This is a genomic window from Streptococcus raffinosi, from assembly GCF_030284685.1.
GTDB classification, from domain to species: Bacteria; Bacillota; Bacilli; order Lactobacillales; family Streptococcaceae; genus Streptococcus; species Streptococcus raffinosi.
This window is the reverse complement of the sequence record NZ_JASUZV010000004.1, coordinates 27,986-51,890: the sequence shown is the minus strand read 5'-3', so window position 1 is coordinate 51,890 and position 23,905 is coordinate 27,986. Positions and strand designations below refer to the sequence as shown.

23 protein-coding genes and 1 pseudogene are annotated in these 23,905 nt (G+C 38.2%); 17 read left to right on the top strand and 7 right to left on the bottom strand.

What is annotated here, in order from left to right; genetic code table 11:
• Positions 1-143 precede the first annotated feature (143 nt).
• The 4 genes from QRD39_RS03715 to QRD39_RS10135 all read left to right on the top strand — a co-directional run bounded on the left by QRD39_RS03715 (position 144) and on the right by QRD39_RS10135 (position 2,402).
• The gene (locus QRD39_RS03715) at positions 144-371 is read left to right on the top strand and encodes a Blp family class II bacteriocin (RefSeq protein WP_285955712.1); all 228 of its coding nucleotides are present in this window, start codon (positions 144-146) and stop codon (positions 369-371) included.
• Between the two features lie 17 nt (positions 372-388).
• Positions 389-787, top strand: coding sequence for a hypothetical protein (locus QRD39_RS03710; RefSeq protein WP_285955711.1), 399 nt, complete (start codon positions 389-391; stop codon positions 785-787).
• A 716-nt stretch (positions 788-1,503) separates the two neighbouring features.
• Entirely contained in the window at positions 1,504-1,671 is a 168-nt protein-coding gene (locus QRD39_RS03705) for a hypothetical protein (protein WP_008535496.1), read from the top strand.
• A 329-nt stretch (positions 1,672-2,000) separates the two neighbouring features.
• Entirely contained in the window at positions 2,001-2,402 is a 402-nt protein-coding gene (locus tag QRD39_RS10135; protein ID WP_353056653.1) for a hypothetical protein, read from the top strand.
• Positions 2,403-2,488: 86 nt separating this feature from the next.
• Here the strand turns inward: QRD39_RS10135 and QRD39_RS03700 are convergent, their stop codons facing one another.
• Both QRD39_RS03700 and QRD39_RS03695 read right to left on the bottom strand, forming a co-directional pair.
• Complete coding sequence (locus QRD39_RS03700; protein ID WP_013991120.1) at positions 2,489-3,238, bottom strand: sensor histidine kinase; 750 nt, start codon at positions 3,236-3,238, stop codon at positions 2,489-2,491.
• Positions 3,239-3,819: 581 nt separating this feature from the next.
• The gene (locus QRD39_RS03695) at positions 3,820-4,509 is read right to left on the bottom strand and encodes a LytR/AlgR family response regulator transcription factor (RefSeq protein WP_285955710.1); all 690 of its coding nucleotides are present in this window, start codon (positions 4,507-4,509) and stop codon (positions 3,820-3,822) included.
• A 394-nt stretch (positions 4,510-4,903) separates the two neighbouring features.
• On the opposite strand from QRD39_RS03695, the pseudogene QRD39_RS03690 reads away from it, so the two are divergent.
• From QRD39_RS03690 to QRD39_RS03680, 3 genes and pseudogenes are all read left to right on the top strand, one after another.
• A pseudogene (locus QRD39_RS03690) lies at positions 4,904-4,969 on the top strand (ComC/BlpC family leader-containing pheromone/bacteriocin); the annotation flags it as partial.
• A gap of 8 nt (positions 4,970-4,977) precedes the next feature.
• A complete protein-coding gene (locus tag QRD39_RS03685) occupies positions 4,978-5,370 on the top strand; it encodes a hypothetical protein (RefSeq protein ID WP_003094909.1) in 393 nt (130 codons plus the stop codon).
• 467 nt (positions 5,371-5,837) lie between these two features.
• The gene (locus tag QRD39_RS03680; RefSeq protein WP_285955709.1) at positions 5,838-6,134 is read left to right on the top strand and encodes a bacteriocin immunity protein; all 297 of its coding nucleotides are present in this window, start codon (positions 5,838-5,840) and stop codon (positions 6,132-6,134) included.
• 196 nt (positions 6,135-6,330) lie between these two features.
• Here QRD39_RS03680 and QRD39_RS03675 read toward each other — a convergent pair whose 3' ends face one another.
• Positions 6,331-8,598: a Xaa-Pro dipeptidyl-peptidase gene (locus QRD39_RS03675; RefSeq protein WP_285955708.1), complete on the bottom strand. Its 2,268-nt coding sequence runs from the start codon at positions 8,596-8,598 to the stop codon at positions 6,331-6,333.
• 123 nt (positions 8,599-8,721) lie between these two features.
• Here QRD39_RS03675 and gla point away from each other — a divergent pair, with 123 nt between their 5' ends.
• Positions 8,722-9,588 (top strand): aquaglyceroporin Gla, encoded by an 867-nt coding sequence (gene gla / locus QRD39_RS03670; protein WP_285955707.1) that lies wholly within the window; start codon positions 8,722-8,724, stop codon positions 9,586-9,588.
• A gap of 86 nt (positions 9,589-9,674) precedes the next feature.
• Here the strand turns inward: gla and QRD39_RS03665 are convergent, their stop codons facing one another.
• Complete coding sequence (locus QRD39_RS03665; protein ID WP_285955706.1) at positions 9,675-10,130, bottom strand: CPBP family intramembrane glutamic endopeptidase; 456 nt, start codon at positions 10,128-10,130, stop codon at positions 9,675-9,677.
• A 389-nt stretch (positions 10,131-10,519) separates the two neighbouring features.
• On the opposite strand from QRD39_RS03665, the gene QRD39_RS03660 reads away from it, so the two are divergent.
• From QRD39_RS03660 to QRD39_RS03650, 3 genes are read left to right on the top strand one after another with little or no spacing between them, the layout of a single operon-like run.
• Positions 10,520-11,275: a CppA family protein gene (locus tag QRD39_RS03660; protein WP_021146410.1), complete on the top strand. Its 756-nt coding sequence runs from the start codon at positions 10,520-10,522 to the stop codon at positions 11,273-11,275.
• The gene (locus QRD39_RS03655) at positions 11,275-12,222 is read left to right on the top strand and encodes a serine hydrolase domain-containing protein (protein WP_285955777.1); all 948 of its coding nucleotides are present in this window, start codon (positions 11,275-11,277) and stop codon (positions 12,220-12,222) included. Before QRD39_RS03660 ends, QRD39_RS03655 begins: the two co-directional genes overlap by 1 nt.
• Positions 12,206-12,880 carry a hypothetical protein gene (locus tag QRD39_RS03650; RefSeq protein ID WP_434556760.1) on the top strand — a complete coding sequence of 225 codons (675 nt, stop codon included), beginning with the start codon at positions 12,206-12,208 and terminating at the stop codon, positions 12,878-12,880. The genes QRD39_RS03655 and QRD39_RS03650 overlap by 17 nt, the downstream gene beginning before the upstream one ends.
• Positions 12,881-12,896: 16 nt before the next feature.
• Here the strand turns inward: QRD39_RS03650 and QRD39_RS03645 are convergent, their stop codons facing one another.
• From QRD39_RS03645 to pflB, 3 genes are all read right to left on the bottom strand, one after another.
• Entirely contained in the window at positions 12,897-13,349 is a 453-nt protein-coding gene (locus tag QRD39_RS03645; RefSeq protein WP_285955704.1) for a GNAT family N-acetyltransferase, read from the bottom strand.
• Between the two features lie 85 nt (positions 13,350-13,434).
• A complete protein-coding gene (locus tag QRD39_RS03640; protein WP_285955703.1) occupies positions 13,435-14,217 on the bottom strand; it encodes a carbonic anhydrase in 783 nt (260 codons plus the stop codon).
• Positions 14,218-14,493: 276 nt separating this feature from the next.
• A complete protein-coding gene (pflB, locus tag QRD39_RS03635; protein ID WP_285955702.1) occupies positions 14,494-16,806 on the bottom strand; it encodes a formate C-acetyltransferase in 2,313 nt (770 codons plus the stop codon).
• Between the two features lie 265 nt (positions 16,807-17,071).
• Here pflB and dinB point away from each other — a divergent pair, with 265 nt between their 5' ends.
• The 6 genes from dinB (at position 17,072) to QRD39_RS03605 (ending at position 23,904) form a co-directional block, all read left to right on the top strand.
• Positions 17,072-18,178: a DNA polymerase IV gene (dinB, locus tag QRD39_RS03630; RefSeq protein WP_285955701.1), complete on the top strand. Its 1,107-nt coding sequence runs from the start codon at positions 17,072-17,074 to the stop codon at positions 18,176-18,178.
• Between the two features lie 116 nt (positions 18,179-18,294).
• Positions 18,295-19,152, top strand: a complete 858-nt coding sequence (locus QRD39_RS03625) for a peptidase (RefSeq protein ID WP_285955700.1) — start codon at positions 18,295-18,297, stop codon at positions 19,150-19,152.
• A 400-nt stretch (positions 19,153-19,552) separates the two neighbouring features.
• Complete coding sequence (locus QRD39_RS03620; protein ID WP_285955699.1) at positions 19,553-19,834, top strand: WXG100 family type VII secretion target; 282 nt, start codon at positions 19,553-19,555, stop codon at positions 19,832-19,834.
• 120 nt (positions 19,835-19,954) lie between these two features.
• Positions 19,955-23,221 (top strand): type VII secretion protein EsaA, encoded by a 3,267-nt coding sequence (esaA, locus tag QRD39_RS03615; RefSeq protein ID WP_285955698.1) that lies wholly within the window; start codon positions 19,955-19,957, stop codon positions 23,219-23,221.
• 2 nt (positions 23,222-23,223) lie between these two features.
• A complete protein-coding gene (essA, locus tag QRD39_RS03610) occupies positions 23,224-23,667 on the top strand; it encodes a type VII secretion protein EssA (protein WP_285955697.1) in 444 nt (147 codons plus the stop codon).
• A 3-nt stretch (positions 23,668-23,670) separates the two neighbouring features.
• A complete protein-coding gene (locus tag QRD39_RS03605) occupies positions 23,671-23,904 on the top strand; it encodes an EsaB/YukD family protein (protein WP_285955696.1) in 234 nt (77 codons plus the stop codon).
• The last annotated feature ends 1 nt before the right edge of the window (position 23,905 follow it).

The window sequence follows — 23,905 nt, the reverse complement described above, 5'->3', positions numbered from 1 at the left end:
ATAGCTTCTATATTCGAAACTATTTCTTAAAAATCAAAATCGAGTAGTGACATTTATGTCACTACTTTTTTATCGGCTACCATCCTATAATAAAACCATAGCTTGAAATAAAAAGCTAAAAAATATTTTAGGAGGTTGTTAGAATGACAACACAAACAATTAACAATTTTGAAACACTCGATCTTGAGGCGCTTGCGAACATTGAAGGTGGAAAAGTCAATTGGGACCGTTTATCTAGTGGTGCTAGTGGTGCAGCTGAGGGAATTTATTTCTGTGCCGCATCAGGTGCTCCACTCTTTACGCTTGCACCTTATGCTATTGTAGGGTGTGGGGTTGTCGGAGCTGGTCTTGGTTATGCTTTCCCACATTAATTAAAAATTTACTAATCATGAAACTACAAAATAATGCAGTAGCATTACAGTTATTAAGACTAGGTAGTGCTGCAATAGTTGTTCTTCTCATTAATTTAGGTTTTTACCTTTATGAGAAAGAGACTCCGGTATGGGTTCTGTTTGGATTAGGCTTGCTTACTATATTTGTAGGAGTGATCAACATTATTTTTTACCGGTTATCAAAAAAACAATCAGTAACAAAAAGCTATTTGACGCTAAAACAATCATTTGGTATTTTCCTTAGTGTTTCATTGTTTGTCTTGTGTGTCGAGTTTTTCAAACTACTAACACTAACGGACTTTACGGATTGCATTGTATTATTTATTTTAATGCTTTTATTGATTTTATTTGATATTCTTACTTATTTTCAAGTTAAAAAATATTTCAAAAGGTAAAAGGTATCCATACTCATGACCAAAAAACGTCTAGTGTCTCTAATAATGTCTATGGGCTTCATCCTTGTCGCTGCACATAATTTGGGAGAAAAACTGAGTTTTGGACTTCAATGCCTAAATCTTATTGGGTTATGTCTTTTTCTCTTTCTTATGTGTACAATTATCGAGGACATAAGGTCAGACAAGTAGTGACATTCATGTCACTACTTTTTTATCGGCTTCAAATCTATAATAAAATTCATAGCTTGAGATAAAAAAGCTAAAAAATAATATTTTAGAGGTTATTAGAATGACTACACAAACAATTGACACTTTTGAGACACTCAACCTTGAGTCATTTGTAACCGTTGAAGGTGGTGATGGATTATGTTTGATTTGAAGAGTTATATTTTAGGGATGGTTTGCATGGCCTTGATGAGTTTTTTAGATAAGCCTATTATGTCATTTCTTGAAAAACACAAAGCCAACAATTCCGCTAAAAAGAAATCTTAATTAAGATACCTTGTCAATTGCTGGTCTGTGAATAGCATGTGAAAAATGGTTGAAAATTTCGATATAAGAGAAGAGGTATTTGTAATCATGACTAAAATACGATTATCAAGTACATAAGGTCATGCGAGTAGTGACATTTATGTCACTACTTTTTTTCGGATTCCAGCCTATAATAAACTCATAGCTTGTGCACAGAACGCTAAAAACACTTTAAGGAGAAAAGTATGTTCAAAAACTCAAAACCGTATTTACTGGCTACCATTCTCATAGGAATGGGCCTCGCTAATCTATTTAGAAGCTTGGATGCAGTTCACCATACCATTAACTTGTTGGGGCTAACAGTGCTTCTTTATAGCTTACTTTTTAAAAAATGGGGACAGTTTCAAAAGTAACCTTTGGCCCCTTTGAACGTGAGGTGCTTGCAAATGCTTATTGTTGATGTTCCCGAAGTAAAATTATTCTTGCTAATGATAGCGGAAATTGTATTATATTTGATTGCTTATCTTTGTAATAGAAAGAACAAAGATATGTATATTCGCCTATTTAAAGTATCAGTACTAATGACGCTACTGTATTACATCTCCAGTAGAATGTAATCGCTAAGGTCTTTTTTGAGATCTTACAGCAGTATAAAAAAATACAGAAAGGAATAGAGTTTAATGTAATAGCTTATTCGGTTTACAAGGCTGACTGAGGTTATTCATAGCTTAAGTGTTTTATCATGAAGTTAAAGAATATTAGTTCGAGAGTATTGCGATTTTTTAGGGTCGTCACTGCTATATTGGCAGTTTTCCTTATAAGTATCAGTATTTCTCTCTCTAAGAGCAAGACTTCGCTAGGGATTTGTTTAGCAGTCGGAGTACTAGCTTTAGTAGTCATTTTTGTAAATGGGCTGCTCTACCATATTCTTAAGAAGCGTCCAGATTCAGTGAATCCGTTAACAATACGGCAGTCCTTCATTGTCTTTCTGGTCATCTCATTTCTAGTGCTTTGTGTAGAGTTTTACACATTACTAACATTCAGTGATACCACAGACCGCATAGTGTTAGCCCTATTAATGCTTTTGTTAATTCTCTGTGATTTTCTAGCTTACTTGCAAGTCAAAAACTATTTTAAACAATAAATGATTTTGCTTGATTATTCTGTAGGTAATCTAGAAGATACTTTCATAAATAGTAAGATGGAGCAACAGAAAAAGCTTGAAACTAGTCAAGCTTTTTTCGATATATTAAGTTCCTGTGTAAATGCAAAAGTCATACTTTCAGTTTTTAAAGAAATATTTTGATAGTTGTCTAATATATTCCTAACGTTGGCCAAACCTATACCGCGATGATCCCCTTTACTGGAGACACCTCTCTCAAAAAGTGATGAGATAGGAATAAATTCTTCCTGGGTTGAGTTTTGGACAATAAAGATTTGCTTATTACCATGATTGAAGTAGCCAATATGCATTTTTGGTATGTCAGACTGAATCGATGCTTCCATCGCATTGTCTAGAAAGATAGATATTACAGTAATAAAATCGACCATCTCCATACCCTCGAGTTTGATAGTTTCAGGAATATCTAAGGAGATATCAATGTTATTTTCTTCTGCCTCTAGGAACTTAGCTGCAAGTAGGCTTTTGATAGTGTTATCTTCTATGTTTATTAAGCGAGTTAAATCAAATGTTTTCGATTTTAAATGCTTATCGGAATCTTTTAGAACTGAGTCGTAGACTTCTTTTACAATAGCCATATCATTTTGATCGATACCAAGTTTGAGTGTTGTTAAAATATTGGCATAATCATGACGAAAACTTCGAACCGACTGATAGAGGTTTTCAATCTGTTTGTTATAATTCGTAAGATGCGATAGTTGAATATCTTTTTGAAAGTCCAACTGACTTTGTATTGTTGCTCGGATATTTCTATCTAAGAAGATAAGCATGATAAAGAACAAGACTAGATAAATAACCACAATTAACTTCCTGATTATCAGAGTGGATGTATGAGTAGTGTTTTCGAGGTAGACGAGATATTGCTGGGTAAATGTATAAGCAATCATAATGATATCAGCAATAATAATACTCTTTGATATGAGAGGGGCTAATCGTCCTTTTTGTATAACTCCAAAGCTTTCCTTGAATAATTTTATTAAAAGAAAGGATAGTAAAATAGTTAGGAAAGAAGATGAGACAGCTATAAGATAATTAACTTTTATTGTTTCAACACTGATTCCAAACAAAGGAAATATAAAGAAAATGATTACTCTAAAACTGATATTATTAAGAGTTGTGGGGAGAAGAGCATTGAATATTTTAAGCTTTGATTGTAAGTAGGGCTTTCGTGATATAAAAAAAGATAATAAAAGATAGAATATTTCTTCGTTAAAGTAGAATAAGAATTTCCAGGATAGACTGTTACATATTTTGGTATATGCTATGCGACAAAATAAGATAATAAGAAAATGCCCAATTGAAACTCTTTTGTTTATTAAGTAAAGAAACAGGCAAATATTGAAACATTCAGAGACAACAGTAAGCAAAAATAAAAAAATAATCATTGAAGGTTCCTTCTTTTAAAAGTATCTATCAGCATTTTAGCTTTGGTACGTGAAAAAGGACAGATACTACCATCAGTCATTTCGACTTCACGTTTTAATTTGTTGATTCTTATAATGTTTTTAGGATTAATGAGATACGAACGATGGCAAGATACGAGTGAAGGACTAGCTTTTTCAAGATCCTTTAGATTTGCACGAAAGGTTATTTGGTTGTTTGTACCATGAAGTATTACATAATGCTTTTGAGGAGAAGTTTCAATATAAATAACTTGGTTTAAAGGGATGCGAATAGCTGTATGTTGTGTTTGAAAATCAAAAATCTCGTCATTCTCTATTCCAAGTGGTTTCATAGTTATAGCTAAAGCTCTGGTTATCTTTTTCCTAAATTCTATTTCAGAGAGACTTTTGTCGATATAGTCTAGGGCAGATACTTGGTAATCAAAAACTAGTGGCATGAACTCTGAGTGAGTAGTGACAAAGATAATAGTAGCATAGGGATTTTTTTCCCTAATGATTTTAGCAATATCAAGCCCTTTTAATTTTTCTCCTTTAATTTCGATATCAAGAAAAAAGAGCTGGTTAGAAGTTGTTGACTCAAACGCTTCTATAAGTTGCTTAGGCTTATCAAACGTGTGGACAATAGATAAGTCTTTGTTGTATTTTTTTAACTCTTGAGACAATACCATCTCCAGTCTTCCTTGTTGAATGAGATTGTCCTCTAAGATATATATATCCAATTGTAGTTCCCTCCAAATTTTTGTATGCTGTTGTTTTTATACTCATAAATATGTAATATTATACCATAATTTACATATTCCATCCAACTATTATTAAAAAGATTAGAAATAAATGTGATTCATTATCTATCAATACCATTTATGTAGGAAGTTGAAATCAAGGTTCTTATTCGATAATGACTATTAAGATCACTTTATCATCTTAAAGTGGTCTTTTATATTTTTTTACCGTTCGGGACATATAGCCACTTTTTGGGACGCTAGCTCTGATAGAGACACTTGAATGCTATACTAAAGATGTAATTGAGAGATCACACGATAAAAATTTTAGGAGGTAGTTGCCATGGCAACTCAAACAATTGAAAACTTTAACACCCTTGACCTCGAAACACTTGCTAGTGTTGAAGGAGAACAACAATGACACATAGAGTTTCAAAAAGGGATATAGTGCTATTTGTCATTGCCCAAGTAGTTAGCATATCCTTACTGGTACTTTTTTTTAGTCAATTACTTCATAACTTATCATCCGTATTCCAATTGGTCTACATCGTAGCAGCCCTCTTAGTGGTTGTGGTTGATATATTGCTCATTCGAAAAATAATGACAAGAAGAGAAGAACCAACTGTGTTAAATCAATTAAAAGCTTCCCTAGCTTGTTTCTTGTTACTGACACTTAGTTGCCTTCGTTTTTTGACAACAGATTTCTATTATCAAAAAGTTATCGCTATATTTGTAGGTTTTTTTTCATTATTGGGTTTCGTACTATTTTTATGGGGCATCAAGTATATCAACCATAATATAGAGAAGTAAGTAATTGACAAAATAAGGAGTATAAGCAATGTTTACAAAATTAACTCATAACGACGGTGCAGGAGCTGGATTTGCAGGCGGTAGCACAGCATTTTGTTATGGTACAGCTGAATAATCTTCATTTGAGATAGGTGATACAAATGAAGAAATACCTAATCATTTTTTCGACTATTGCGATGATATATTTATATAGCAAAGTACTATTGTCATCAGGAAATATCTATCAACTTTTGTTAGCATCAATAGGATTCTTTTTCTTTTTATTTGGAGTCTATAGGCAGTATAGAAAGAATTAGTTAAAGCTTTTTCAATAAGACATGGACTGAATCAAAAATGATATTCAGTCTTTTTTTTACTACTCGGGACGTATAGCCACTTTTTGGGACGCTGGCTTTTAAATGACTATCAGGGTGCTATACTAAGATGTGATTGAAAAATTAGTTGAAAGAAATAAGGAGGTTTTCTTAATGAAAGGACTTAAATGGTTTGCAGGAGGCAAAGAGAGACGAGAACAAGCAGTAGCTATCATCGATGAAGTAATTGAAACTATTGGAGATAAGCCAGATTATGCTGATTTGAAGCAGGTCCTGAACTCCTACCGAACGGAACTTGCAGACTCTCGTTCAGCCACTCCCTATATCTTAAGCAGGATGTCACTGGAAATATCCGAAGTGGTCAGAAAAGACCAGCTAACCTTGTCTCCCTGTATCGAGGAGCGAATGGCAGAGTTGCGAAAATTGCTAGCGATTCGTTATGGCTATTGATGTCATTAGGGAGGATTTCTTGGTTTTAAGGTTGAGTTGTCCATTGAGAATTTGTATTATTCCACTGTCTTGGCTACATCATTTGTTTAAATAATATTAAAATCAATCGTAAAAATTGAAGTCTAAATCTTGTTTATTTCTACACAATGAAAAATCCCATGGGAGTTCTCATCCTATGGGATTTTTGCGATAAAGACTAATAAGGCAATGTCATCTGACTTTGGCTTAGGTCCACAGTTAATTCGTAGTCACTATTGTCACGAATAGTGTGCTCAAAGTCTGTGGTATAGAGAACAAGTCGGAGTTTGTCGCCCTTGTTGAGTTTGTAGATGGTTGGTTGCAAATCCAAACCGATAGTCATCCATTCATTTGGAGTGACATCCTCAATGGTGAGGAGGTCTTTACGATTTTGCAGGTTAAGGTGTCCCTTGGTAATGACACGGTATTTGTCCTGCTTGAATGGCAGTTCACGTAAGGATTCTTCCTTGAAGAGGCGGCCGTTGTCTAAACTCATGCGTTTGAGTGCGGGAATAGGTGCTAAATACTTCTTGTCACCCATTTCCAGAACCTGAGCCGAAATAAGACCACGGTTTGTGCTAGATTTGACCTTGAGTTCTAGGTGGACACGACCATTGATTTGGATGTCTTGGTCCAGTTCAAAGTCCAAGGTAATAGCGTTGGCTTTGTCTGCAAAGAGGTCATCCTTGAAGCTTTGGTAAGCTTTACCGTATTTGGCAAAGGTTTCCTCTTCATAATGGTTAGCGATACTAGCTTCAGTCTCACCAAGCTGAATGTGTTTACCATTGTCTTGACCAAAGGTATTGAGAACTTCCCAGGTCTGTTCAAACTGGTTGTTTTGCCAGATAACAGTAGGCAGTGTATAGCCATTATCTAAGCCAAGGAGTTTTTGACAAATCAAGGCGTTCATGCTTTCTCGGAAGTCAATAGACTGCCAAGCATTCATGTAAACGTGGGCACCATTGTGGAAGAAGAGGTGTTTTTCAAGAGAGTCTGGAAGAGCATTGAACATTTGATAGACGTTAATCGGTTTGACGTTCCAATCCTGGCTACCGTGTGTAAAGACTACAGTAGCTTTGACACGGTCTGCGAATTGGACATAGTTGCGGTCATGCCAGAATTGGCTATAATCCCCATGCTTACGGTCAATAGCCGTGCTTAGCTCCTTAAGGTAGGTCTCATAATCTTTTTGGTGGCGTAGGTATTCTCCAGCTAATAGGGCACGAGAATAGGTGAATTCAGTCAAGGTATCGAGATCCTCACCAGGGTAGCCTCCAGGGCTGACGAGAAGGCCATTTTCACGATAATAGTCGTACCAAGAGGAAATACCCGCTTCAGCAATAACCATCTCCAAACCGTCAACGCTAGTTGTAGCAAGGGCGTTGGACATGGTACCCAAGTATGATAGTCCAGTAGTAGTCACTTTACCAGAAGCCCAATCAGCAGTGATTGTATGCTGTCTGTTGCGGCTAGTAAAGGCGCGTGCACGACCATTGAGCCAGTCAATGACAGCTTTATAGGCCAAAACTTGTTGATAGTCTCCAGAGGTCATGAAGCCTTCTGAGTTGAAGGTACCGACACCAGATACATAGACAGAAGCCACACCACGAGCTAACATGTAATCGTTAAGTGTATAGGTATCAGTGTGAGCAAAACGTTCCTGAACCTTTGTGACAGGGTTGATAGGCGTAAGGTCTGCCTCTGGGACCTTGATTTCAGGTTGGCTAAGATTAATCACACCTGTCGATTTGACGAGCAAGTCTCCCTCCAACTTGTGGGTGAGCTTATCTGAAGCAGGTTCATTGGTCCCTTGTTGATAAGGGCTTGCGGTCATCATGGCTGGAACTGGGAAGTCCACATTAGGACGTAAGATAGTCACCTTGACCAAGTCTAACAGCCCATCTTTGTCGGTATCTACAGGTGTTTCGACATAAACCACTTCACGGTGAAGCTGATTAGTGTCAAATGTTGCCAAGCTCTTACCATTAAAAAAGACATAGTCATTACTTACAGGGATTAAATTCTGAGCTACTAACTGATCAATTAGGGTATTGCCGGACTTTGTGCGTGTTGCCAACAACTGGTGGAGGTTGTTAAGGCTACCATCAAAAGTGATTGGGAAGGCCATTTTCTCAAGGGAAGCAACACTGTCGGTAAAGTCCACGTTAGGGACAAATCCTAGCAGTTGAAGAGCTACCAAACCAAAGACATCAGCAGTCAAAGGACGGTCTGACTGGAAGAAGGTTAGGAGGTCAGTCTCCCCATCAGCAATCCAATTTTTCAAAGCTAAGTCGGTGTCTTCAAAGAAAAGGAAGGATTTACGAACAAAGGCTTCAAAATTATCCTTGGCACTGGCATTTAGAGAGACTTCAAAGCCCAAAGAACGGAGTTCCTGACAAGCCATTTCAGGACTTACTGGGATGTAACTAAACTGATTAAATTTCATACTTTAAAACCTCAAAAAAAGAATACGTAAACATTTCAGAAATATCTTTACATCAGACATTATACTTGATAAAATGATAGATGTCTAAATTATTGTAAAATGTGAAAGGAAATAAAGAGACAAATGAATGATTTTCTAAAAGAAGCGCTCAGTCATGATTGGATTATAAAGTACATCACTGAGTTTATTGGGACAGCTTTGATGGTTGCACTTGGTAATGGTTCGGTTGCCAATGTTGAGCTTAAAGGGACTAAGGGTAATAAGTCTGGATGGCTTGTTATTGGTTTTGGTTATGGTTTTGCGGTAATGATGCCAGCACTTATGTTTGGCGATGTTTCTGGTAACCACATCAACCCAGCCTTCACAATTGGTCTTGCGGTTGCAGGTATCTTCTCTTGGGTAGCTGTTCCAGGTTACTTGATTGCTCAACTTCTCGGTGCTTTCTTAGGACAAGCTATCGTGGTTTGGGTACACCAACCTTATTATCTTAAAACTGAAAATCCTAACAACATCCTCGGTACTTTCTCTACAATCTCTGCTGCTGATGATAACTCAGACTCAGAGGAAAATCACAAACGTGCTTGGCTTAATGGTTTTGCCAACGAGTTCGCTGGTTCATTTATCTTGTTCTTCGGTGCGCTTGCCTTGACAAACAACTACTTTGGTCATAAGTTGATTGCACAAGCCACACAACTTGGCTATGATAAAGAAGCTATCGCAGGTCAAATGGCTAACGGAGCACTCTCAGTTGCCCACATCGGTGTTGGTTTCTTGGTTGCAGCCTTGGTTATTTCATTTGGTGGTGCAACAGGTCCAGCTCTTAACCCAGCCCGTGACTTGATGCCACGTCTTCTTCACCACCTCTTGCCAACATCAGTTCTTGGTGAACACAAAGGTGATTCAAAATGGTGGTATGCTTGGGTTCCAGTTGTAGCTCCAACTGTTGCGGCGATTCTAGCTATCTGGTTGTTCAAATCACTCTACCTTTAATCAATACAAAAAATCTGAAGTTTAGCTTCAGATTTTTTTATACTTAAAATGTTGAAAGTAATAAAAAACTGAGAAAATATTCTCAGTCACATCGGATTAGTCATTACTAGAATGGTAGCACCTAAGGTGTAAAGATTCCATAAAACATGAAGCGTGATGCTTGCAGATAAGTTCTCTCTTTTTTGGTAGACCATAGAGAGGGCTAATCCCATTCCAATATAAAGAGTCAGATAGGCAAGATTAGTTGGCATATGAAAGAGACAAAAGAGCCCGGTGCTCACTAGCACAGCCATTTTCGAATAGGGAGCCAACCAGGTGAAAACCCACTTGCGAAAGAGGATTTCTTGGAGGAAGGCTGTCGTAATCATACCAATGGCTACTGGAAGGATTGGCGTTGTCGTAAGGGTTCTTAGAAGTTCTCCGTGATAGGTAGTATGGGTTAGTAGCATAAGATTACTGCCAATGATTCCCGTCAAGAAGATAGTGAGAAAGCCCCAGATAATTGCTTTAGCATCCTTGAGGTCTAGTCTAAAGCGAGTCATCAATCCTTCTCTCTTTGCCCAGAGATAGGTTATATAAAAAATAATGAGATTGATAGCGATGTTTCCCCAGCTTTCAAGGCTCGTAAAAGTCAATCCAATCTGGCTATTATAAGAGGCCATCAGACTTAAAGAAAAGTTAGGGATAACGATCATCAGCAATAAAAACAAACCTTGATAGGTCCGCCTAAATACTATGTGATTAACGAGAATTTTCATACTCTCAATTATACCCTAAAATGAGGAAATAGCTACTCAAAAAGTGAATAAACTATAATGTTTTTCACAATTTATGCGAAAGAAAGTGAAAAAATTACAATCCTATTTTTTCTTTGGAAAATCCTTGTCACACAGCCTCTTTTTGGATAAAATAGAAAAGAATGGAGGTTGTCATGACGCAATCAGGGAATTTTAAGTTTCACACACCAATCTTTCGTGTGAATAACAGACAAGAAAATATTGAGTTTTACCAAAATACACTAGGATTTAAACTATTAACAGAAGAAAATGCTCTTGCCGTCTTCACAGATTGGGCAGACCACCAATCACTCTTTGTGATTGAAGAGTCTCCAGCTTACCGTTGCCGTGCAGTTGAAGGCCCCAAGAAAATTAATAAAGTGGTTATTAAGGTTTCAGATCCACTTGAGATTGAGTACCTTTTGGCGCGTGACGATCACCAAGCCAAGGCTATTTTCCAAGGGGAAAATGGTTATGCCTTTGAAACAGTTTCACCGGAAAATGGTCTTATTTTGATGCACGCTGAGGATGACTTGTCAACGCTCAAGACAATCGAGTATGCAGATGTTGAAGAAAATGAAGACTTTAAAGGTGTTTCAGACTTTACCGTTCAGTCCTTGACTCTGAATGTTGTGGATACGGTTAAAGCAGCCTTCTTCTATGACAATCTTTTTGGTGAAGAACTACCTTTATCTATCCACTTTGAAAAGGCAGAAGGCCCTGACCTTCAAGTAACTCCTGATCAAACTTGGGATTTGGAAATTCTCGAGTTTAAGGTGGCAGAAGACTATGACTTGGTTGCCTTGCATGATAAACTTGAAGAGGAACAGTTCTCAAGTTACTTGGATAGCAAAGGACACCTACTTGCGTTGACTGATATGAGTAATATTGAGGTTTGGCTAACAAAATAATGACTGATTTTCAACAAACATTAGCAACAATTACAGACTACATCAAGGCTGACATCTTTCCGGGTGCCAGCCTTGCCCTTTATGATGGAAAGGCTTGGCAGGAGTACTACCAGGGGACTCAAGATGGCTATGTTCCAGTAGTTCCAGGTCTCACCTATGACCTAGCCAGTGTATCCAAGGTGGTTGGGGTTGGAACCCTCTGTCTTTTCTATCTGCAGACCAATAAATTAGACTTGGATGAGAAGCTGTCAACCTACTACCCCGCAGTAGAAAATAAGACGTTAACATTACGTCAACTCTTGTCTCATAGTAGTGGGATTGATCCTTTCATTCCTAATCGTGATGAATTAGACCAGGAGGGGTTGATTGCTGCTATAAACGCCATCAAGGTTAGGGATGATAAACCTTTCTTGTATACCGATATTAACTTTATTCTCTTGGGACTGATGCTCGAAAAGTTGTCTGGACTAAGTCTGGATAAGCTCTTTGACTCCGAAGTTTTTCAACCTTTTGGTATGTCTGAGACACAGTTTGGGCCAGTTGGGATTGCTGTTCCGACGGTTAAGGGCATTCCAAGCGGAACTGTTCACGATCCCAAAGCTCGTGTTCTTAAAGAGCACACAGGGTCAGCAGGTCTCTTTTCAACCCTTAAAGACTTAGAAATTTTTGTTAATCATTATTTGAAGGATGATTTTGCTAAGAATCTGACGAAAAATATCAGCCAATCCAAGAAGGAACGTAGTGTCGCTTGGGACCTTCAAGGAGATTGGATTCTTCATACTGGTTATACAGGGACCTTTGTTCTGATTAACATCCCAGCTCAACGTGCGGCGATTTTCCTAAGTAATCGTACCTACTACAAGGATGAGAGAGCTCAATGGATTAAGGATAGAGATGTCTTGATTGAGATAATAAAGGAAGAATTAATCAGTGAAGCGGTCAAGTAGGCACTCCAAGGAAAGAAAGCTTGTCTCTTGGTTTCTGAGTATGCTCTTTTGCATACTTAATGGGAGTAATCTCTTTGTCTGTGGTATGTTTTTTGTAGTGATAGAAGGCTTATTAGTGTTTGATAAAGATTCCTTCTCTTTATCTTCTTTTCTATTTTTAAGTATAGTGTCCGCTGTAACCGATTCTTCCTATATTTTGATAAGAGAGCTACTATACAGACTGATTCATTACCTTGGTTATCGTGCCCAACCTGATTTGAAAGTCATTCGTATGAGAAGAGGGCTTGATATTTCCTTTCCTGTATTTGAAAAGTACGGTCAAGACTATAGGTTACTGTATAAGAAGCGTTCCAAGAAGCTTCAAATAGGGTATTTGCTGATATGTTTAGGATACTTTAGTGGACTTAGTCTTATAATGATCACCTTTACAGTTCTATTGAGAGGAGTGTTCGAGCTCCTAGAACTAGAATCAAAACGGTCATCTTCTGAATATAAACAATTTCTTGGCTTTTTGGTCTACATGGGAGTGTTTGTCCTTCTTTTTACAGGGCAGAAATACTGGAAAAAGATCGTAGAGGCTTTAAAGAAAAGAGAAAATGTGACAGTGCTTGCTGTCGAGCATGGTTATCCGATATTTGCGACAAAAGAAGAAGCTTAAGCAGTTGCTATACTGCTTAAGCTTTTTTACTTATTAAGGATTTTTCAACAGTAATATGTTGGATTCCAGCTTCTTCAAAGATTTGACCGACTTCTTGATAGCCATTATTAAGGTAGAACTTAAGTGCCCCGAGTTGAGCATGGAGAGAAATAGATTTAAAGCCCTGTTCTTGGGCAAAATCTTCAGCCTCTTTTAGGAGGATGCTCCCTAGCCCTTGACCTTGGTAGGCATCAAGCACAGCCATGCGTTGGAGGGTGACCTGAGTCAAATCCTTGTTGGGCAGCAAGCGCACGGTTGCAGCAGCCTGACCCTTATCATCATAGAGGACGAAGTGAATGCAGTAGGCTTCATTGGCATCAATTTCGATGGAACGTGGGACTCCTTGTCCCTTAACAAAAACAGTGTTTCGAATGGCTACGGCATCTAGGTAAGTTTCTGAAAGTGTATCTCTTGTATGTTTAATGATCATAGGGTCATTGTAACAAAGCTTATAGCTAATCGTCAATGGAAAAAAGCTTGATGAGAAGAGGGGACATCAAGCTTTCTGTAAGACTTTATTCTTTTATTTTTCGACCGTTTGTTTCTTGGATAGGACGATTATTTTCAAATCCAAGGGTTTGGGTGAATTTTTCCACTTGTTCCTTGCTGACGGTTTCTTGTTTTTTGAAGACAATCCAATTAACACCTTCAGTACATGGTGGAGTTGTTAAGGAGCCTTCAAAGTTGTAGTAGCCTTTGTCTTCAGGATAGAAATCATCTAGTGAGATAGGCTGAGACAACTCAGTTTCAGTATTAGCAGCCTGAGGCATCTTATCCCAGATTTGTTTCAAGGCTTGGTTTTCATCCCCATAATTATAGAGAACAGAGACAACAGTGATTTTACCAGTATCGGTCTTGTAGACGAAGTGTCCTTCAAGAGGATAGGTTTTGCCGTCAATTTCATTCTCACTGGGTGCATGAAAATGAAACTGTTGCAATTTATAGACATCATCACCAATCGTTAGGCTATTCTTAGGATTTTTAAAGCTGACTTCAATCGTATGACCATTGTTTTCGACTTGGCCTTTTGATTCTTGATTATGAAGGTTTAGTTCTGGAAGATCGACATCTTCAGCTCCTGTGATATTGATTGGAGATTGTTCTTTACCATTTTTGCTGAGTTCATAATCTTTGGAGAGGTCACCCCAATGTTCAGGACCAGTTGCACCAGTATACCCCCATGGAACATCTTTGGATTTAGAGGTTTCAGTGTCAGTCTTGGATTGGCAGGCTACGAGTAGAACGGCACTAGCCATGAGTGATAGTACTCCAGTTAAGGTTGAACATTTCTTAATCATCTTTCCTCCTTGTCGTCCCTAGTCCCATCACAAAGAGCTATACTTGTCATTAGTAAGGTCTCTTTATTATGACAGTGATTCAGGCTGATGTAATGATAGCTCTTCTGAGAAAGAAGTGTTTGGGAATTCCAAACGGAAATGCTTATATTCTATAGCTTATCTAATAAAATGTCAATATATATTATAAATTAGTTATAATAATATGATAAAAGATAAAATGACGTGATTTTTATAAAAATAAAAGAACTCGCTAGTGCGAGTTCTTTATTATTTAGATTATCCCAAAGCGTCGTCCATTGAAAGAACTTCGTGGAAGACACGTTGAGTCAATTCAGTTTTTTGTTCTGGAGTGAGGTATTTGGTGTTTACACAGTAACCAGAGATACGAACGATAACATCTTCACCGTTCATAATCTTTTCGTAAACGTCTGACAAGTCCATAACGTTCAAGTTAACGTGTTGTCCACCGTTTTCGAAGTAACCATCAAGGATTGTTACCAAGTTGTCAACTTGTTCGTCACGAGTTTTACCAAGAGCACGAGGTGATACTTGAGTTGTCAATGAGATACCGTCAGCAGCATAACCGAAGTCAAGGCTAGCAAGTGAGTTCAAGTTTTGCAACCATCCACCTTTAGCTTTGTTAGATGGGTTAGCACCTGGTGAGAAGAATTCCAATTTAGACAAGTTCACTGAACCATCTTCGTTGAGGTATACCCCTTTGTGAACTGGAGAGTTACCAGTTTGTTTAGAGTAGGCAACGTTTGAAGTGATTGTAAGAAGTGAAACTGTAGCTTCTGCATCTTTGTAGAGTTTGTGGCTACGGAGACGAGTGGTGTAAGCTTCGATCAACCATTCTGCCAATTCGTTAGAACGAGGGTCATCTTCACCCCAACGTGGATAGTCACCGATTGTTTCGTAGTCGTAGATGTAGCCATCTTCGTCACGGATTGGTTTAACAGTAGCGTACTTGATAGCTGCCAATGTATCAACGGTATTTGCGAAACCACAGATACCGAATCCCATGTTAGCACGTTGTTTAGTTGGCAAGAAGGCCATTTGAACAGCTTCGTAGTTGTACTTATCAGTCATGTAGTGGATGATGTTAAGGGCATCTACGTAAGTGTCAGTCAACCAGTCAAGAGATTTTTCGAAGTTAGCTTTAACAGTATCAAAGTCAAGAACTTCGTCACGGATTGGTTCGATATCAAATACTTTGTAGTCTTTGTGAACATCGTCATAACCACCGTTCAAACCAGTAAGAAGGGCTTTAAGAACGTTAACACGAGCACCGAAGTATTGGATGTTGTGGCGTTGTTCTTCGTTTTCTGGGTCAAGTGGTGATACACAACATGAGATACAGCTCATTTCACCGTATCCGTCTTTAGCCATAGTAGTCACACCTTCGTATTGGATAGAAGAGTGTTTGTGAGACATTGACATACAATAACGACGGAAAGCGTATGGCAATTTATCAGTCCAAAGAACAGTCAAGTTTGGTTCTGGAGAGTTACCGATGTTGTCCAAAGTGTTCAAGAAACGGAAGTCCATCTTAGTAACACGGTGGCGCCCATCAGCACCCATACCAGCCATTGAAGTTGTGATGAAGGTTGGGTCACCTGAGTACAATTCGTCGTAAGCTTTAGTACGAGCGAATTTAACTGTACGCAATTTCATAACGAAATCGTCAATGAATTCTTGGATTTCTGATTCAGTGTAAGTACCACGAGCAAGGTCACGTTCTGCGTATACGTCAAGAACGATTGGCACACGTCCAAGTGAAGTAGCGGCACCATTGATGACACGACATACTGCCATGAAGGCGATGTTTGTCCATTGGATAGCTTCTTTAGTATCGAAGGCTGGACGACGAACGTCTACTCCGTAAAGGTCACCAAGAGCAACGACTTGTTGAAGTGCTTGATATTGAAGGTTAACTTCTTCACGAAGACGGATAGTTTCTTCATCGATTTCTTTGATAGCATTCCAGTCGTTAACTTTTTCTTGCATCAAGTAGTCAGCACCATAAAGGGCAAGACGAGCGTAAACCCCGATGATACGTCCACGTGAGTAAGCATCTGGAAGACCAGTAACTGTGTGAGCGTGACGTGCACGACGGATGTTTGAAGTGTAAGCACGGAAGATACCGTCATTAACTGTAGTTACGTATTTAGTGAAAATTTCGTGTACAGCTGGATCTGGTTCATAACCGTGTTCTTTCAAAGCAGTTTCCGCCATACGGATACCACCTTTAGGCATAAAGTTCAATTTGAAGAGCTCATCATTTTGGATACCATAGATAAGTTCATCTTCTTTTGAAATGTATCCTGCAGGGATGTCAGCGATTGAAGTTGGACGAGTATCCATTGGGAAGCGTCCTTCAGCTTCATATCCTGCTTTAGTTTCATCTACGATTTTTTTAATTTTTAGAGAGCGTTCAGTTGGTCCTGCAAGGAAGCTTTCATCACCATCATAAGGTTTGTAGTTTGCTTGAACGAAACGTGAAACACTAGCTTTTTCTTTCCAGTCAGTTCCTTTAAAGCCTTCCCATGCTTTTTCAAAAACATCTGTGTTAGTTTTAACCGTTGCCATATTTGGTTCTCCTATAATTCTAGTAACAAATCATCTGTTACATTCTCTAAAAGTATTCTATCACACAGTAACCGCTTACACAACTTTAAAACTGTGATTTTAGAGACATTCTTTTATAATACAGTTTTGAAAATACGTAATCTGTATTATAAATTTCTGTTTTGTGATAGATTTTGGTATTATAAGAAGAGAATGCTTTGCAGACCCAAAGTTTTCTGTGAAGAGCTTTACAAGGAGACACATCTGAGAAAGGAGGCGGTAAGCCATGTTAGAATTTCCTCTGATTAACGACACGAGCCGAAAGATTATTCATATTGACATGGACGCCTTTTTTGCTCAGGTCGAGATGAGGGATGATCCCAGCCTTAAGGATAAGCCGGTTATTATTGGGCATGACCCTAGAAAAACAGGGGGACGTGGGGTGGTGTCTACTTGTAATTATGAGGCTAGAAAATACGGTGTCCACTCAGCTATGTCTTCTAAGGAAGCCTACGAACGTTGTCCAAATGCTGTCTTTATCTCAGGCAATTATAGCCATTACCGTGAGGTAGGGATGCAGATACGTGAGATTTTTAAGCGCTATACTGACTTGGTTGAACCTATGTCTATTGACGAAGCCTATCTCGATGTGACGACCAATAAACTTGGCATCAAGTCGGCCGTTAAGGTGGCTAAGCTCATCCAGTATGATATCTGGCAGGAACTTCACCTGACTTGTTCAGCAGGCGTCTCCTATAATAAATTTATCGCCAAACTAGCCTCTGATTTTCAAAAGCCTGCTGGTTTGACGGTGGTGCTTCCAGAGGAGGCTCAGGAATTTTTGGAAAAGCTCCCTATTGAAAAGTTTCATGGGGTAGGTAAAAAGTCAGTTGAACGTCTTCATGACATGGATATCTACACCGGTGCCGATCTTCTGAAGGTTCCTGAGATGGCTCTGATTGATCGTTTTGGACGTTTTGGATTTGATCTCTTTCGAAAGGCTAGGGGAATTTCCAATAGTCCTGTTAGGCCCAATCGTGTCCGTAAATCTATCGGAAGTGAGCGAACCTACGGCAAGCTTCTTTATAATGAAGATGACATCAAGGCTGAGTTGACTAAAAATGCCAGAAGGGTAGCTGAGAGTGCCCAGAAGGCTAAGAAAGTCGGACGTATCATTGTCATCAAGGTTCGCTATTCGGATTTTTCGACCTTAACCAAGCGTATGACCTTGGACAAATCAACCCAGGACTTTGATACCATTGAAAGGATTGCTCACACCATTTTCGATCAACTGGAGGAAAATAGCAGTGGTGTTCGCCTCTTAGGTGTTACCCTGACAGGTTTGGAAGACCAAGAGGGCAGGCAGTTAGATTTGGACGATTTGGAGACATGATTTGAAAACAATATAATAGGTAGAGTTTTGCTTCATACTCTGAAAAGTGACCTTGAAGAATCATCAGACCTATGCTATCTTAAATAGTAACCAATAGAAATGAGGGAATAATCTTAATGAAAAAACTGTTTACATACTTAGGACTCGTCCTAGCAGCTTGTCTGATTCTCGTAGCCTGTGCGTCAAATAAGCCAGCGGAAAAGAAAAAGGCCGCACCAACACCAACAGAGCGTGCCAAGGCTGATGCGACAGTCTTGATTGATACCATGCTTGGAAAATCAAGTAATGGTTTCTCAAAACTCTACGGAGAGAATTACGAAAGTTGGACTGAATCGAATGTCTTCGAGAAGCAGGTTGCAGACATGATTGAAAAGGAAGGCTATACTCCTGAAGCTGACTATACCTTTAAGTATATTGAGGGCTATGATGCCAAAACACCAACCCAAGTACTCTCTAAGTTTGTTAAGGTTCGCCGCAATATGATTGCCAAAATTCAGGACTATAAACTGAAGGACGTCAAAGTTAAGGGAAATGAGGCGACGGTTACCTTTATGTCACGATCAATCAATAGTTATGATGCGGCTAGAACTGTCCGAGAGTTATTAACTAGATTATATAATAATGATATTAGTAAACTTGCGGAATGGAATAGTGCTGGTAAAGGTGATAAAGACAAAGAGAGAGATAAGGCACTTGTTACTTACTTTCTCTTTGGCGAGAATTTTAGTGGTAGTTTGGAGCAATTTTCAGGTATGACAAAAGAAATGTCTTATACTCCTTTAACAGGTGCAGATAATTTGGAAAAGAGCTTCAAATTAACCAAGGATACTGATGGAAATTGGATTATTTCAACGGATTCATATGTTGAGTTGGTTAGCAGTTTAATGGATGCTGACGAGTCTGCCGATAATGCTGTCTATGCAGAACGTATTCATAAAAATTTATCAGATTATCAACCTAGTAAAGAAAAATAAGCTTCTCTCCTTATTTTACAAAAATATGAAAGAGTCCATTTAGATTATAAATTGGGCTTTTTTTGATCTTTAGTGTTGTCAAATATAGGAGATTAGTCCTATTTCTACTTGTTAGTTATACTAACAAAGAAAAGAAAAATTAAATTTCAAACTAATTTACTGGTGTCTCAAAAATTTATTTTGTCAATAAAAGGATTTGATTTTTCATAATTGGTATAGGTGGGTTATCCACAAAAAGTAGCTACTTGATGCACTTTTTAGCATTCTAATAATAAAGATAATTGATATTATGATAAAGTTAGACACTTTTGTTTGTTCGCTTTTAGGGTATTTGTAAGGGCTTGCCAATCAAAAAAGTTCTGTTATACTGTCAACATAACTAAAATGAGGAGATTTTATTATGGTACAAATTAAACTTCAACCAGAGGAACTTCGTGCATCAGCAACCAAGTACTCAACTGGTTCACAAACTGTCGCAGATGTTTTGTCAACATTGACAGCAGAACAAGCTATTATCTCAGAAAACTGGGATGGTAATTCATTTGATAGCTTTGAAGAGCAATTCAACGAATTGTCACCAAAAATCACGCAATTCTCTGAACTTCTTGCTGCTATTAAGGAGCAATTGGATAATGTTGCCCAAAGCTTGGAAGATACTGATAACCAATTGGCAGGACGTTAATTATAGGGTTGCCACGTAACGTAATAGGAAGGCTGGGGTGAATGATAATTCGTCCCGCCTTTTTACTATGTTAATAAAAAATGAATTAAATATAATTATAGCCTAGTATAAAAGGATAACATGAGAAAAAAATCAGATTTTAAGGGAAATAAATCAGCTAGACTAGTCTTTAGCAGTGTTGCTGTTCTTGCTTTACTTGGAGGAGCGGTTGGACTAAATGCTGTCGTTGAAAAGTCCAGTCAAACATCTCAATTAAAAACTAATCAAAAACAGAGTCGATTAGATATTGCTTTGGTAAATGAAGACCAGGCAGTTAGTATGGATGGTAAAAATTATAATTTGGGTTCAGACTACGTCAAGAATATTGAACGTGATGAGAAGCACAATTGGTCTGTAGTTAGTCGTGGGACTGCCGAGTCTGGGCTAAGTTCAGGGAAATACCAGTTAATTATCTATATTCCAAGTAATTTTTCATCCAAGATTCTAGACACGGAGAATATCGACCTAGATCAAGCGACCATTACTTACAAGGTCAACTCAGATGGAAATGCTCAAATTGAGAAAGAAGCTACTGAAACAGGAATGAAGGCAGTTTCAGACTTGAATGGTCAACTTGTAAATATGTATATGGCCTCAATTCTTGGAAATCTATATACAGCACAACAAAATGCTCAAAAGGTTGAAAAGACACAAACTAAAAATGTATCAACCTATAAGAATTCAATCTATGGTTCAGCTACGAATCTACCTAACAGTTTTCCATCGCTAGTTATGACAGCTGATGGTGCTTTGCAGGCTAATCAAAGTTTGATTGAACTTCTCCAAAGTAACTCTCAAAATGTATCGTCATCTAATGTGAATCCTGCGGCGACACAGGCAAATCTTCAACAGTTAATGACGTCATACAGTAGTGGGGAGACCAATCGTGCAGATATGATGAGTCAAATGATGTCCTCTTCAAATTTAGCAGATCAAGTTGCAACTATGATTGGGACACTGAAACAGCAGCAAGAAACTTTAAATAGCCAGGTTAATGTGACTCCGCCAAGTACAAATGGAGATACATCAAATTCGACGAATAAATCTAGTTCAAATTACGAGACTCTATCAAAGAATTTTGATACTCAGTTAGCTGATTTAGAAAAACAGTTATCGTCCTTTACAACACCTGAAGGCAATAAGAAATCTATTTCAGATATCGTTAATGAGACTCTAAGAGATTATTATGGTAAAGATATTAACAATCTTTCCTCTATAACTGTTAAAGATATGCTATCTGGTTCAGGTGCAGGTTTAAGTTATCCAATTGCGGATTACACTGCTTCACTTGATGGGATGGTTCGTTCGGCGGTTTCTAAACTTCCAGCAGATAGCTACGCTTCTTTGAATCTTTCTGCGCTACCTGGAACTAATTATGCTGATAGAATCAGTGGATATTCCTCTGCTTCAGCTTATGGTTTTGGTTCTGATATTGGAACATCGGGTAATCTTTCAGGAAGTCTTACGGATGCAGCTAATACTTTAGCTGGATTTGATACTAAGACTCTAACAGCGTCAAGCTCTGGCGGAAAACAAACAGCAAAACTATCGTATTCAGGTGTTTCAATAGACTCATGGTATGTTGAGACTGATGGTGTAGCACAAGCACCAGTTTCTCCATCAACAGGAATTGAGATTGATACCTCTAAGACAAATGTTTTTCACTTTAATATTACGACAACGTCAAGCGAATCAAGCTCTTCAGCGAGCGCTTCACAAAGTTCACCAAGTACACCAAATAACTCGACTGTACCTGAAACACCAGGCACTCCATCAGCAGGAGATACAGAGACAAGTCCATCTACTCCGTCGTCAACAGCAACTGTAAGTCCAACAGTAATGCCGATGACCAATACAACTACTAATACAAACACTAATACGAGCACTAAAGGAAATATCAGTGTTTCTTTATCAAACGGTGCGACGTCTGATTCAAAATTTAGTTTGGAAGACTATCAAAAGGCTGTAGCTAATTATAGTGCAGCTGCACAGGCAGTAGTAGACGCTTATAATAATGCAGGTAGTCTTCTTTCTCAGTATTTCCCTGATGGTGCAGGCAGTAGCAGTGTATCAGATAAGTTCTTGAACCAAAGTGCATATAGTCTATTGGTTTCAATTATGACAGATGCTGTTACAAATGCAACAACGCAATATGATAAAAATGCTAGCTATAACCAAGAGTTGACAAACCTTAAAAATTCTAAGGATGAGTTGATGTCAAACTATAGTGATGTTGCTAAGACAAACAGTGAATTAGAGACGAGCATCTCAGATACTTTAACTAAAGTCACAGAACTACAGACACAACTTTCTTCAGCAAACGCTGGTGGAAATACTGGAGGTGGATCTAGTACAACTACTCCAGATGCAAACTCAGCGTCAGGAAGTGGAGATAGTAGCAGTTCTGGGGCTGGTGATTGGGGAAGTCTTTCTTCTGACTTGTCATCTTTAATGGCAACAAGTGAGATGGCCAAGGCAACATCTAGTTCCAATGTTGCAGCGGCAGAGTCTGTTAATAGCATCTTGAGTAACTTTAAGTCAGCTGCTGATGGAGCGAAAGAGCAAAGTGAGCAACTTTCTAGTGGAGCGCAGGCTTTGATGACAGAGTTTACTACTGAATTGAAGCAAAGTAATGATTTTGTTGGTTCGTTTGTGACTGTTTTAGATAATGCTTATGAGAATGGTGTTCCAAATGAAACTTTGTTGGAATTCCTTTCAAATCCGTTAACAACTAAAACGTCATCAGTACGAGCAGCAATTAATAGTTATCGTCCCTTCACTTGGATTTTGCTTCTTGAAACAGTTTCTCTCTTTGCGGCCTATCTCTTTGCGACACAGGATTTGGTACGACGATTACGTGATAAGTACAAGAAACGTTTCTTTGAAAATGCAGATCTCTTCAATGTAGCTAATTTATCTGCCCTATCTCTTGTTTCTGGTTTAGTTATGGGAATTGCATCGAGTCGAGCACTTCATGTAGCTAGTGACTTGCAACCTTCATGGGTAAGTTTGGTGGTCTTGTTTGCTTTCTTGCTAACACAAGGTCAATACTTCTTGCTCAAGCATATGAAGGCTATCGGTATGGGATTGAGTCTTTATACCATTGTTAGCTACGTTTACTTCTCAAGTGCTATTGGAGGTACAGCTAGCTTTGTAGGATGGCTTAAGACCGTTAAAGATTGGAATATATTGAGCTATCTGGAAAATCTTCTTTCTGCTTACCTAGACAATACAGGAGCGGCCTTAAGTGTCATCTTTATCGTCTTTATCGCTGTTATAACTTTCATTATTGCAAATATACTCGTTGTGCTTCCTTGGGAGAAAGGTAAGCTAGAAACTGAGGACTAATCATGAAAAGGTGGTTTGGAATACTTTTCTTAGTTTTGTGTCTGCAGGTAAGATTAGTAGCTGCTGATGAGATTAAAGATAACCGTTTGCAGATTGATACTAGTCGTGTGGAGCAAGATACAAATACTGATCAAATGGGGCAGAACCCTTTGGTCGCAGATCTTTTTAATGAAGATGACTCTAAAAAAATAGATGAACGTAAAGGAACGATTAACGGACGTCTGACTAGTCTTCAAGAGAGTTTATTTGTATCTGATATGGAATCTAAATCAAAAAATAAATCTAAAAATTTATTTACTAACAAAGTTGTCGCAAAAGAGTATATCCTACCACATACACCTACAGACAAACTAGAGTCTTTAAACACAACCTTGATGTATTCAGGGGTGTGTTTGTTGGTTTTTGGAGGGGCGTGCTATGCGACCTATCGGATGAATAAGGAATAGCTTATGAATACACATTTTAATGTTAGTTTGGTACTTTCTGATAAATCTGTTGATATTCGAATCCCTAAAAAGGTGACTGTTCAACAATTAAGTCAGGAATTGATTAGCATTTTTAATCTTAAATCAACACGCTACCAATTATGCGTATTAAATAAGGGACTTTTACTCTTTGCAGGAGATTCCCTAAATGACTATCCTATAACTTCAGGTGATAGGATTTTACTTGAGGAGTATTAAC